Consider the following 13,025-nt stretch of genomic DNA (forward strand, 5'->3'; position numbering starts at 1 on the left):
TGGATTCGAAGTCGCATACACTGCGACGGGTTTTGGAACTTGAGGCCGCCGAGGCTTGCTTGCCATCCTTAGGGGGACATGGCCAATGGTGCACTCGAATAAGGGCAGGCGACTGGGGCGCCGGGGATTGATCCTGATCGCCGCGTCCGGCGTGCTTCTTCTCGCGGGGGCCGGGCTGTGGGTGGTTACCGGCCGCACCTCACCGGCGAAGACCTGCCCCGAGGGGCAGACCGCCGAGCAGTGCGCGGCCCTGGCCGGGCAGTCGGGCGACGCGGACACGGCCCTGTCGTCGGCCGATGGTGTCGACCCCGGCAAGGCGGGCCTCGGCAGTGCCAAGCCGTCCGGGAGCGCCTCGGCCGCGAAGCCGGGGGGCGCCGCCGGCGGCGGCAGCAACGGCGGCGGAAAGTATCCGGCCCGGTACTCGGTCGGCGCCCCCGGCGTCGGCAAGTACAAGCAGTCCGATGCGAAGCTTCCGGTGCCGTCCGGATATCAAGAACTGGCGGCGAGTGACGGCCAGAGCAAGGCGTACAACCTGTACACCTGCGGGAACCTCACACTCGATCACAAGTACATCCACGGCTTTATTTACGTCGGTACCGACTGCCATGGCACGGTCAACATCACGAACTCCATCATCGCGCCGCCGCCCGGCTCGACGAATCGCGCGATCCTGGTCAACGCCAACGCTTCGGGCAAACTGACCCTGAACATCACCAACACCACAATTCGCCCCGAGCCGGTCGGCCTGGGACAGAAGAGCGTGCCGCTCAATGACCACGCGATCAATGACTGCGAAACCTGCACGATTCACCTGAACAAGGTCGACGTGGCCAATACCGGCGGGATGTGCCTGTGCGGGCAGAACGTCAAGATTGAGAACAGCTGGCTGCACGACAACTACATCGCCAACCTGACCGACCCTTCGGCGGCGCACACCGGCGGCGTGTTCCCGTACGGCGGCAGCGGCCCGCTGGACATCAGTCACAGCCGGTTGGAGCCCGGGGTCGACGCCTACACGGGCGCCGAGATCCCCAACTACTGGCAGGCGATCACCGCGGTGCTTTTCACGCAGAGCGCCGGCGGCTCGTCGCTGACCAACTACAGTGTCACCGACAGCTTCATCTCGCTCGGCGCGTACGGTTTCTACGCCCAGGACGGCGTGGGCCTGCGGGTGCGCGGCAACGTCTTCGGCCCCACGCACTGGGGTCACACGGGCGGCTGCGGCGGGGGCTGCAAGGTGACGTATGCGGAATGGGCCGACAACGTGGCCGGGTCCATCGACGGAACGCCATCCGCCGAGGCGGTACAGCAGCCCAAGTGAGCGCCCTCGAACGGCGCCGCCGGAAGTCGTGCCGCGGCGCCCGGGTGGTGCACACGACAAAACGCGCCCGGCGAGTCCGATTCACGACTTGTCCAGGCCGTTTTCTACGCTGAAAGGCCGACCCTTACCGAGCCGGGCGCCGGGTAACGTGGCCCGCGGCCGGCCGCCGGTGATGGGGCGCCGGTCCCACTCATGCCTCCTACGTTGTCGCGATCGCGCTGAGGAAGGAAAGCCCATGGTGTCGACGGCGCCCCCGCCGACCCGGATCGACCACGCCGGACCCGGGGTCCAGGACCCCGGCTTCGCGGCCGCCCCGGCGACCGACGAGCGGTTGACCGGCCGGCCCGGCGAACCGGACGAGCACCGGCTCTACCGCCGGATGCGGTTCATCCGGCGGTTCGAGGAGACCTTGCTGTCGCTCTTCGAGGAGGGCGCCCTCAACGGCACCACGCACGCCTGCATCGGCCAGGAGGCCGACGCGGTGGCCGTGATGGAGCACCTCGCCGACATCGACCACGTGTTCAGCAACCACCGCTGCCACGGCCACTACCTCGCCCGCACCGGCGACGCGCTGGGCCTGCTCGCCGAGATCATGGGCAAGGAGGCGGGCATGTGCCACGGCATCGGCGGCAGCCAGCACATCTGCGCCCCCGGGTTCAAGTCCAACGGCGTGCAGGGCGGCATCGTCCCGGCGGCCGCGGGCATCGCGATGGCCGGCCAGCTGGACGGCTCCGGCATGGTGAGCGTGGTGTTCATCGGCGACGGCACCCTCGGTGAGGGCGCGGTGTACGAGACGCTGAACATGGCCTCCCTGTGGCGCCTGCCGCTGCTGGTGGTGTGCGAGGACAACCGCTGGGCCCAGAGCACCCCGGTCGAGGCGAACCTCGCCGGCAGCATGGCCGCCCGGTTCGAGGCGTTCGACATCCCGGTCCGCGAGGTCGACAGCACCGACGTGGTGGAGCTGAGCGAGCTCGCCCGCGCCGAGCTCGACGCGGTGCGGGCCGGCGGCGGCCCCCGCGTGCTGCTCATCCACACCTACCGGCTGTGCCACCACTCCAAGAGCGACGACGAGCGTCCCGAGGAGGAGATCGCCGCGCACTGGCTCGTGGAGCCGCTGGTGGTGCACGGTCGCCGGCTCGGCGAGGCCGACCGGCGCGCGATCGACGACGAGGTCGAGACCGCACTGGCCGAGGTGGTCGCGACGGCGAGGGCGTTGCCGTGATCTTCGCCAAGGAGCTGGGTGACGCCCTGCGGACCAGCCTGAGCACCGACCCGCGCGTGGTGGTGCTCGGCGAGGACATCGCCGACCCGTACGGCGGCGCGTTCAAGGTGACGCGCGGCCTCTCGACGGACTTCCCGGCCCGGGTCCGGACCACCCCGATCAGCGAGGGCGCCGTCGCCGGGATCTCGGCCGGGCTCGCGCTGGCGGGCTACCGGCCGATCGCCGAGATCATGTTCGGCGACTTCCTGACGCTCGTGTTCGACCAGGTCGTCAACCACATCGTCAAGTACCAGGCCATGTACGCCGGCCAGGCCACCTGCCCGGTCGTGATCCGGGCGCCCTCGGGCGGCCACCGCGGCTACGGGCCGACGCACAGCCAGAGCCTGGAGAAGCACTTCCTCGGCGTACCGCACCTGCGGGTCGTCGCGGCCTCGCTCTACCACGACCCGAAGACGGTCTTCGCCGACTTCCTGGGCCAGGACAGCCCGGTGCTGTACATCGAGCACAAGCTGCTCTACCCGCAGCACCTCACGCTGCCCAGCGGCGGGATGGTGGGCGACCTGCTCGCCTCCCACGACGCCGGCCCGGGTGCGCTGCCGACGGTCCGGCTCTCCGCCGTGCCGCGGGAGGACTGCTCGATGACCGTGCTCGCGTACGGCTACCAGGCCCTGCTGGCGGCCCGCGTGATCGAGCGGCTGGCCGTCGAGGAGGAGATCTTCGCCGAGCTGCTCGTGCCGGCCCAGATCGCCCCGATGGACTGGGCCCCGGTGGAGCGGTCGGTGCGGGCCACCGGGCAGCTCATCACCGTCGAGGAGGGCGCGAGCGGATGGTCCTGGGGGACCGAGGCCGCCGCGATCATCTCCGAGCGGCTGTTCGGCGCGCTGCGCCGGCCGGTCAAGGTGGTCGCCAGCGCTCCCACGGTGATCCCGTCGTCGAAGCGGCAGGAGAGCCGGTTGCTGGTCGGCGAGGAGCAGATCGAGTCGGCCATCCGCGCCGCCGCCTGAGAGCACAAGAGGAGACAGAGCGTGAAGCCAGTCCTGGTTCCGACCAACGACGTCAACAGCGAGCACGGCATCGTCGTGACGTGGTTCGTCGACGACCGCGACAAGGTCGAGGCCGGCGCCCTGCTCGTGGAGGTCGAGACCAGCAAGGCGGTGCTGGAGGTGTACGCCCCCGAGCCGGGCATCCTGCTGCACCTGGCCCGCAAGGGCCAGGAGGTGCCGCTGGCGGAGCCGGTGGCGATGCTCTTCGACGACGCCGCCGGCCTCACCGCGTACTCCGACCGGCTGGCCGCGGAGGCCGACGCCCGCGCCGCCGCTCCGGCCGAGGTCCGGGCGACCGTCAAGGCGGTCGAGCGGGCGCGGGAGCTGGGCGTCGATCTGTCCACATTCGATGGTTCGCGCCTGATCACGGTCAAGGACGTCGAGGCGGCCGCGTCCGCGCCGGTCACCGTGGACTACACGACGATGCCGGCGGCTCTCGCGACGGAGCCCGGCGTGTCCCGCATCCTCGTCATCGGCGGCGCCCTGGGTGCGACCCAGGTCATCGACATCTTCAGCCAGGTGCCGACCCAGCAGGCGGTGGCGATCCTGGACGACGACCCCGGCCGCTGGGGCGCGGAGGTCGCGGGCGTGCCGATCGTCGGCGGCACCGACCGGCTCGCGGCGCTGTTCGCCGCGGGCGTCTACGATGCGGCAATCATCGCGATCGGCACGTCGGTGGACACCCGGGCCCGGTTCCGCAAGCTCTGCGCGGAGGCGGCGATTCCGCTCGCCAACGCCATCGACCCGACCGCCAAGATCGCCACCGACGTGGTAATCGGTCAGGGCAACATTATCTGTGCGTTCGGCCACCTCGGTACGGGCGTGCGCATGGGGGACAACAATTTCCTGTCCGCGTACAACTCCTTCGACCACCACAGTGTCATCGGCTCGGACAACGCGACCGGACCGAGCTGCGTCTCCTCGGGCAAGGTGACCCTGGGCGACCGGATCCGGCTCGGCACCGGCATCTTCATCGAGCCGAACGTCGTGCTCGGCGACGCCGTCCAGGTCGCGTCGGGGGCGGTGATCGTCACGTCGGTACCGGCGAACCACGCCGTCAAGACGAAGGTCGTCACCACCACCGTGGTGCCCCGTCGCTCTTCGTGAAATTGCACGCCCGGACATATCCCAATGGCCGGGTCGCATAGGCCGTACGGCTGCTTCCGGCCGACGTTGATGCGAAGAAATCCGACAGCTGGTCGGCAGCTCACATGCGATAAATTCTTGTCTTTCAGCATGCAGGCCGTAAGCTCCCGAACGAGTCCTGGGGTTGCGGGTGCTACGGATGATGACGTCGTTACGGAAATAGGGCGAAGACATGAGGTCTCGGTTCATAACCGGCTTGGCGGCTGCGGTCATCGTCGCAGCAATCGCGTGCGTACCGTCCGCAAGTAATGCTGCGACCCTGGACCCGTGCGGCTCGGGGTCCAATCCGATCGTCTGCGAGAACTCGAAGCCCGGCTCCCCCGTCGAGGACTGGTACTCGGAGAACTCCTGGGGCGACATCGAGGGCTTCACCACCAAGTCGAGCGTGCAGCCGGGCGAGACGCTGCAGGCCAAGGTGACCTCGCCGGCCTCGGACTTCCGGGTGTCCATCTACCGGCTCGGGTACTACGGCGGCCTCGGCGCCCGCAAGATGCCGACCTCGCCGACCCAGAGCTTCCCGAAGAAGACCCAGGACCCCTGCCTGCACGACTCCGGCACCGGCCTGGTCGACTGCGGCAACTGGACCACGAACGTCTCCTGGACCGTGCCGTCCGACGCCGTCTCGGGCGTCTACCTGCTGATGCTGGACCAGCTGGACAACAACGGGTTCATGCCCTACCCGTTCGTCGTGGGCAGCAGCTCGAGCCACTCCGACATCCTGGTGCAGACGTCCGACCAGACCTGGCAGGCCTACAACGAGTGGGGCGGCCAGAGCCTGTACCAGGGCGGCGGCCCGGCCCTCGACGGCCGCGCCTACAAGGTGAGCTACAACCGGCCGCTGCGCACCGCCGGGGACAACGGCATCTTCTCGACCGAGTTCCCGATGATCCAGTTCCTGGAGCGCAACGGGTACGACGTCAGCTACGCCGCCTCGGTCGACGTGACGAACAGCGCCTCGCTGCTGCTCAACCACAAGGTCTTCATGTCCTCCGGGCATGACGAGTACTGGAACCAGGGCCAGTGGGACCACGTCTCCGCGGCCCGCACCGCCGGGGTCAACCTGGCGTTCTTCAGCGGCAACGAGGTGTTCTGGCGGACCCGCTTCGAGCCCTCCATCGCCAGCGGCGCGGCCGCCGACCGGACGCTCGTCTGCTACAAGTCGACCAAGCTGAGCCAGACGCCGCCCAACGGCACCGCCGACCCGAGCGGTCAGTGGACCGGGACGTGGGCCGACACGGACGGCGCCGGGCACGGCGGCAACAAGCCGCAGAACCAGCTCACCGGCACGCTGTTCTCGGTCAACGGCTACCGGTCGGACGCGATCACGGTGCCGGCGGCGTACAAGGACCTCCGGCTCTGGCGCGGCATCAGCGCCATCAACAACCTGCAGTCGGGCCAGTCGGCCACGCTCACGGCCGGGTCGCTCGGCTACGAGTGGGACTCGGACGCCGAGAACTCGGTCCGCCCGGCGGGCGCCGTCGCGTTCTCCTCGACCACGATCAGCATCACCAACGACACGCTGCTGCTCGACCCGGACCACGGCAACAACTACGGCAACGGCCTCGCGACGCACAGCCTGATGGCCTACCGCGACCAGACGTCGAAGGCGCTGGTGTTCGGGGCCGGCACGGTCCAGTGGGCGTGGGGCCTGAGCGCCTTCCACTCGGGGCCGACCAGCACCGAGGACAAGAAGATGCAGCAGGCGACGGTCAACATCCTCGCCGACATGAGCGCGCAGCCGGTGACCCTGATGGCCGGGCTCACCCTGGCCGCGAAGTCCACCGACACGACCGGCCCGACGGTGACGGTCACGTCGCCCGCGGCCAACAGCACCGTGCCGCTGCTGAGCCCGGTCAACGTCACCGGCACCGTCGCCGACAGCGGCGGCGGGCACGTCGGCCGCGTCGAGATCTCCGTCGACGGCGGCACCACGTGGAAGCCGGCCAACGGGCTGGGCACCTGGAGCTACACCTGGACGCCCACCACGCAGGGCGCGGCCACCATCAAGGTCCGCGCGTCGGACGACAGCCTGAACATCGGGCCGGTCGCGAGCCTGTCGGTGACCGTCGGGTCGCAGCAGTGCCCCTGCACCGCCTTCCCGAGCTCGGCCGAGCCGACGAACGCCGACTCCTTCGACGCCTCGCCGAACGAGCTGGGCGCGAAGTTCCGGGTACCGGCCGCGAGCCAGGTGCTCGGCGTGAAGTTCTACAAGGCGAGCACCAACACCGGCACCCACGTGGGCAAGCTCTGGAACTCCAGCGGCCAGCTGCTGGCCTCGGGCACGTTCAGCGGTGAGACCGCCACGGGCTGGCAGACGCTGACGTTCGCCAACCCGGTGCCGATCGCCGCGAACACCACGTACATCGTCTCGTACTACACGCCGACCGGGCACTACTCGTACGACAGCGCCTACTTCGCCAACCACGGCGCCGGTCAGACCGCCGTGCAGCTGCTGCAGTCGGGCGTCTCCGGCTCCAACGGCGTCTACAAGTACGGCACCGGCGGCGGCTTCCCGAACCAGAGCTGGAACGACACCAACTACTGGGTCGACGTCGTCATCGACAACCACGCCGGCACCCAGAACCCGCCCACCGTGACGGCGCGCACGCCCGCCGCCAACGCGACGGCGGTCGGCATCAACACCGCGGTGACGGCGACCTTCAGCCAGGACCTCAACCCGTCGGCCATCCAGTTCAGCCTCACCGGGCCGGGCGGCGCGGCGGTTCCGGCCTCGGTCGGCTACGACGGCAACAGCCGGGTGGCGACGCTGCAGCCGACCAGCGTGCTGGCCCCGTCCACCGCGTACCAGGCATCGGTGCAGGCCACCGACGCCTGGGGCAACGCGATGACGAGCCCAACGGTCTGGTCGTTCACCACGGGCGGCAGCTCGCAGGTGACCTGCCCGTGCTCGGTCTGGTCCAACGCGGCGGTCCCGGCCAACCCGAGCGCCGGCGAGGTCAACTCGCTGGAGCTGGGCATGCGGTTCACCTCGGCGGTGGACGGCCACATCACCGGCGTCCGGTTCTACAAGAGCGCCGAGAACACCGGCACGCACACCGGGTCGCTGTGGTCCAACACCGGGCAGCAGCTGGCGACGGGCACCTTCACCGGTGAGTCGGCGTCCGGGTGGCAGACCCTGACGTTCGCCACGCCGGTGGCGGTCACGGCCGACACGGTGTACGTCGTGTCGTACCACACCGAGGTCGGTCACTACGCCTACGACGCCGGCTACTTCACGCAGCCGCAGGTGTCCTATCCGCTGACCGCGGTCGCCGACTCGGCGACGGGGCACAACGGACTGTTCCTGCTCAGCAACAACGTCGGTTTCCCGACATCGACCTGGAACTCCAACAACTACTGGGTCGACGTGACGTTCACGACCTCGTGAGACGATGAAATGGCCCGCACCCTTCCGGGTGCGGGCCATTTCTCTGTGAACCGTAAATGTCGCGCGACATCGTTAAGGTGGCAGATGAGCTCGGTCAGTGTGGTCATCCCGTGTTACCGCTACGGCCACTACCTCGCCGACTGTGTGAGCAGCGTCGTCGACACCAACCCGGGGGTGGACGTCCGGGTCCTGATCATCGACGACGCCTCCCCGGACGACTCGGCCGACAAGGCCCGGGCGATCGCGGCGGCCGACCCGCGGGTCGAGGTCCTCGTCCACGAGCAGAACAAGCGGCACACGGCGACGTACAACGAAGGCCTGATGGAGTGGGCCGACGGTGACTACTGCGTGCTGCTCTCGGCCGACGACCTGCTGACCCCGGGCGCGCTCACCCGCGCCGTGGCCCTGCTGGACGCCAACCCGAACGTGGGCTTCGTCTACGGGCACCCGGTGCACTTCCAGCATCCCGGGCCCCCGCCGCCGGCCCGGACCGACGACCGCGGCACCAGCGTCTGGCCGGGGCACTGGTGGCTGGAGCGGCGGTTCCGCGAGGGCACCGGCTGCATCACGTCACCCGAGGTGGTGGTCCGCACCAAGCTGCAGCACCAGGTCGGCGGCTACGACGTCGATCTGCCGCACGCGGGCGACATCGAGATGTGGATGCGCCTGGCCGCCCACGCCGACGTCGGCTACGTGCGCGCGGACCAGGCCTACTACCGGCTGCACGGCGACAACATGTCGCTCACCGACTACGCCGGGCAGCTGGACGACCTGCGGCAGCGCAAGGCCGCCTACGAGGCCGTCCTGACCCGCTGCGGTTCGCTGCTGCCCAACGCCGCGGAGCTCGACGCCGTCGTGCACCGCCGGCTGGCCCGGTTCGCGCTGCGGCGCGTCGTGCGCGCGTACGACCGCGGCCGCACGACCACCGTGCCGCTGGACGAGCTCATCGAGTTCGCGGCGGAGTGCTGGCCCGAGTACCGCAGCCTGCCGGAGTACCGGGGCCTGCGGGTGCGCCGCCAGATCGGCCCGGCCGCGATGCCCTACCTGCAGCCCCTGGTCCTGTCCGCGGTCGCGCACAAGGGCCGCGAGTGGCTGTGGTGGCAGTCCTGGAAGCGCCGCGGCATCTGAACGGATGTGTCCCCGTGCTCGAGCACGGGGACACATTGTCGTCAGCCGGTCAGGCCGGTTCCCAGTTCGTCCAGTAGCTGTTGGGGTTCACGACGTAGTCGACAGTCGCCTCGGGAATGTGCTCGACCCGGTGGTTGCGGCTGAACCGGTAGATCAGCTCCCAGTCCTCCTTCGGCGCCACCGAGGACTTCCGCCGCAGGCGGCTGAAGCGCAGGTCCGCGCTGCGCCGGGCCACGAACGGGTTCGAGTCGAGGAAGCACCGCTCCCAGGCGAGCTTCCGGTCGAAGGGCACCGACAGGACGTCGCGCTCGACCCCGTCCGGGGTCACCCGGCGCATCGCCGTGTACACCGCGTCCGGCCGCGACTCGGCCGGCTCCGGGCCGTCCAGCCGCGCCAGCGCCACTTCCAGGTGGTTGGCGTGCCAGGCGTTGTCGTCGTCCAGGAACGCGACGAACTGCGAGTCGGTCAGGCGCATGCCGATGTTGCGGCTGACGCCGAGCACGTTGATGTTGTGCCGCAGGCTCACCACGTGCAGGCGCGGATCGGCCGGCAGCTCGGGCAGGCCGCCGCCGCCGTCGTCCACCACGACCACGACCTGGTCCCGCACCGTCTGGGCGAGCACCGACTCCACGGCCCGCACGAGCCCTTCGGGGCGCTTGTAGGTGAGCACCACGGTGGCCACGCGCGCCTGGGGCCGCCGGCCCCCGGGCAGCGTGGCCAGCAGCCGCCGCACCTCGGAGTCCTCGAAGCGGCGCAGGCCGACGGCCGTGTGACCCAGCACCACCTTGTTGCGCATCTCCTCCAACGGCAGCCATCCGTAACGGGCGCGCAGCCGTCGCTTGACCGAGCTGATCATCGTGGCTCTCCCTAGAGAACTTCGGGCGCGGCGGTCGCCAGGACCGCCGGTTCGGAGATCGGGGACGGTTCCAGGGGTTGCGGTTTGGCGCGCAGGCTGCGCAGCAGGGGCAGGACGAACGGCAGGTAGACGGCCAGGCCGGCCACGCCGGCCAGGGCCAGGCCCAGGAACCCGCCGCCGGCGAGCCGGTGCACGGCCCAGGCGGCCACGCCCATCGCGAGGCCGCCGAGGAAGGGCAGGACGCACACGCGGGCCACGCCGGCGGCCCGGATGCCCAGGCCGGACAGCACGAACAGGAACACCGGCGCGACGAGGAGGCCCGCGACGAGGGCCTGGCCGGCGGCCACGCCGTCGATGCCCCACACGTGCGCGAACCAGATCAGGACCGGCACCAGCGAGAACAGCCACCAGCCCTGCATCAGCATCAGGGTCTTGCGCTTGCGCGCGGCGATGCCGTCGTATGCGAGCTCCACGGTCACCCGGACGAAGCCGAGCACGACCAGCCATTGCAGGGCCATCGCGGCGCCGCCCCACTGGTCGCCGTACACGAACCGGATGACCGGGTCGGCGAGCACGCCGAGCAGCACGCACATCGGCACCGAGGCCGCGACGACCAGCGACAGGGCCCGGGTGAAGCCGGCCGCGAACTCGGCCGGGGAGTCGGCGAGCCGCGAGAAGCCCGCGAACGACACCCGCCGCGCCGTCTCCGAGACCATCCGCACCGGCCAGCTGGACATGTTGAAGGCCATGGCGTACAGGCCCAGCGCGGCCGGGCCGAGGATCGAGCCGACGACCACCGAGTCGAGGTTGACGATGCCCAGCGTCAGCAGGCTGGCCGCGGCGAGCGGGAGGCCGAACTTGTACAGCTCCTTGGCCTGCTGCCGGTTCCAGCCGAACCGCAGCATGCCCGGGGCGGCCAGCGAGAAGCCCACCAGCGCGACGATGTTGCCGGCCAGCGAGCCCCACGCGAAGGCGATCGCGCCGACGTGCATGGCCGCGAGCACGATCGTCACGGCGGTGTTCACCGCGAAGTTGAGGATGTCGACCGCGGTCCGCCAGAACTGCTCGAACTCGCGGTTCAGCTTCGCCAGGGGCACGCAGGCTATGCCGTCGATGATGACGCTGATGCACAGCAGGCGGAGCATGAGCGTGGCGTCGGGGGAGCCCAGCAGCCGGGCGACCGTGGGCGCGGTGACGTACAACAGGACGTAGAAGGCCGTGCTCGACGCCGTTGACAGGGTGAGTACCGTCGGCGCGAACCGCTTGATGTCGCCTTCCCAGCGGACCAGCGCGAGGCTCACGCCCATCTCGTTGAGCGACAGCAGCATGGCCAGCACCAGCAGACCGACGGCGTAGAGGCCCCACTCGCGCGGCCCGAAGAACAACCGCGCCAGCACCACGCCGCTGGCGAAGGTGCCGACCCGGCGTACGACGGTGTTGATGAGGCTCCAGCGGGCCGCGGACGCGACCTTCCGGTTCAGCTCCGTCACAGCGACGGTTCCCCTCTCAGCATCTGGTCTTGGCGAGCCATGCCGAGGTACGCCCCGGCGAGCCCCATCATCAGGAACGACAGCCCGGCGACCATCGGGAAGCTGAGCGTGTCGAAGGTCGCCGTGACGACCAGCATCACGAACCCGCCCGCGGCGAAGCCCTGCCCGGTCTCGCGGCGCGCCGGGTCGGCGAAGCGCCGCCGTCCCGCGCCGCCGCAATGCAGGGTCACGATGTAGACGAGCACGACGGCGGCCACGCCCAGGATGCCCATCTCGACCAGCGCCAGCAGGTACTCGTTGTCGGTGTACCGGTACATCAGGGGCAGGAAGGTGCCGTAGCCCCGGCCGGTCCAGGGGCGCTCGTCGAAGTACTGCGAGATCACCGCCGACGTCGCGGTGCGCGAGTTCGTGCTGTTGTCGCCGCCGTTGAGCATGGCCGAGAAGAGCCCCACCACGGTGCCGATCAGGCCCGGTAACGCGACGGAGGAGAAGCCGACGCCGAGCGTGAGCGCGCCCATCGTCGGCAGCAGGCGCTTCGCCGGCCAGGTGGGCAGCAGGGTGAGGAACACGAGGGCCAGCCCGATGACTGACGTGCGCGACACCGTCATCACGGCGGACATGGCGATGACGGCGACCGGCAGCCAGTTGCGGACCAGGCCCTTCCTCACCGGGTTGAACCCCTGCTGCAGCGCGAACGGCAGGGCGAGCGCCATGACGGTGGCGAGCTCGAGGGTGTTGGCGGCCGTCGACGTCGGCCGGACGAAATCACCCCGGGTGATGAGCTCCGGGCCGCTGTTGGAGAAGCCCGGGAGGGTCATCCACGCGGTCAGGCTGGTCTTGAAGAGGAACTCGAGGATCGCGACGGCGCCGATGACGGCCGCGCACCGCACGAAGATGCGCAGCAGGCGCTCCAGGTCCGCGTACTCCCGCAACGAGGTCGCGATGAGCACCACGGCGAACCACGTCACCAGCTGGATGAGGGCCCGGTCGGCCGCGCTGGACTCCAGCGCCGAGCTGTCGCGGCGGGCGGCGGCGATGTAGCTCAGCAGCACCGCCACGGCGAAGAAGAACATCGCGAGCCGGGGGAGCCGGGTGTACCGCGCCGGCGTGATCCGGCGCATCAGCCAGCTGACGCCGTACCAGACGAGTGAGGCGAGGATGAAGACGTTGGCGATGGTGCCGGTCGCGCCCACGCCGGGCAGCACGATCCGGGAGGGGATCAGCAGCAGCAGGACGATGTAGATGGACAGGATGGTGGCCGGGCCCCGTCCGCGCGCCGTGCGGCGCGAGGTGTAGATCGAGCCGAGGCGCCGCAGCACCCCCGGCGCGGCGTGCCCGCGAACGGGACCGACGGACACCGGCAGCACGACCGTCGCCTCGGTCGGGCTCGGCTGCTGGGGCTGGTTCGACGGCGGGACGACGGCGACCACT

Annotated in this window: 9 protein-coding genes; 6 read left to right on the plus strand and 3 right to left on the minus strand. The window is 70.1% G+C overall.

The genetic code is table 11. The features are described from left to right. Nucleotides 1–127 precede the first annotated feature (127 nt). The 6 genes from ACPPVO_RS06985 (at nt 128) to ACPPVO_RS07010 (ending at nt 9,248) form a co-directional block, all read left to right on the plus strand. On the plus strand, nt 128–1,321 hold the full coding sequence (locus ACPPVO_RS06985; protein ID WP_426510436.1) for a hypothetical protein: 1,194 nt from the start codon (nt 128–130) through the stop codon (nt 1,319–1,321). Between the two features lie 235 nt (nt 1,322–1,556). Further along, nucleotides 1,557–2,543: a thiamine pyrophosphate-dependent dehydrogenase E1 component subunit alpha gene (locus tag ACPPVO_RS06990; RefSeq protein ID WP_360368995.1), complete on the plus strand. Its 987-nt coding sequence runs from the start codon at nt 1,557–1,559 to the stop codon at nt 2,541–2,543. Then, entirely contained in the window at nt 2,540–3,547 is a 1,008-nt protein-coding gene (locus ACPPVO_RS06995) for an alpha-ketoacid dehydrogenase subunit beta (protein WP_426510437.1), read from the plus strand. Before ACPPVO_RS06990 ends, ACPPVO_RS06995 begins: the two co-directional genes overlap by 4 nt. 21 nt (nt 3,548–3,568) lie before the next feature. After that, nucleotides 3,569–4,693: a biotin/lipoyl-containing protein gene (locus ACPPVO_RS07000; RefSeq protein ID WP_426510438.1), complete on the plus strand. Its 1,125-nt coding sequence runs from the start codon at nt 3,569–3,571 to the stop codon at nt 4,691–4,693. A 235-nt stretch (nt 4,694–4,928) separates the two neighbouring features. Continuing rightward, the gene (locus ACPPVO_RS07005) at nt 4,929–8,120 is read left to right on the plus strand and encodes a DUF4082 domain-containing protein (protein ID WP_426510439.1); all 3,192 of its coding nucleotides are present in this window, start codon (nt 4,929–4,931) and stop codon (nt 8,118–8,120) included. A gap of 84 nt (nt 8,121–8,204) precedes the next feature. Next, nucleotides 8,205–9,248: a glycosyltransferase gene (locus ACPPVO_RS07010; RefSeq protein WP_426510440.1), complete on the plus strand. Its 1,044-nt coding sequence runs from the start codon at nt 8,205–8,207 to the stop codon at nt 9,246–9,248. Nucleotides 9,249–9,297: 49 nt separating this feature from the next. Here the strand turns inward: ACPPVO_RS07010 and ACPPVO_RS07015 are convergent, their stop codons facing one another. Genes ACPPVO_RS07015 through ACPPVO_RS07025 form a run of 3 tightly spaced genes read right to left on the minus strand, consistent with a single transcriptional unit; the run spans nt 9,298 to nt 13,024 of the window. After that, the gene (locus tag ACPPVO_RS07015) at nt 9,298–10,104 is read right to left on the minus strand and encodes a glycosyltransferase family 2 protein (RefSeq protein ID WP_426510441.1); all 807 of its coding nucleotides are present in this window, start codon (nt 10,102–10,104) and stop codon (nt 9,298–9,300) included. 11 nt (nt 10,105–10,115) lie between these two features. Next, a complete protein-coding gene (locus ACPPVO_RS07020; protein WP_426510442.1) occupies nt 10,116–11,594 on the minus strand; it encodes an oligosaccharide flippase family protein in 1,479 nt (492 codons plus the stop codon). After that, a complete protein-coding gene (locus ACPPVO_RS07025; RefSeq protein WP_426510443.1) occupies nt 11,591–13,024 on the minus strand; it encodes an O-antigen ligase family protein in 1,434 nt (477 codons plus the stop codon). Before ACPPVO_RS07025 ends, ACPPVO_RS07020 begins: the two co-directional genes overlap by 4 nt. Nucleotide 13,025: the final 1 nt, after the last annotated feature.

Origin of the sequence: Dactylosporangium sp. McL0621 (assembly GCF_049995355.1) — a bacterium.
GTDB lineage: Bacteria > Actinomycetota > Actinomycetes > Mycobacteriales > Micromonosporaceae > Dactylosporangium.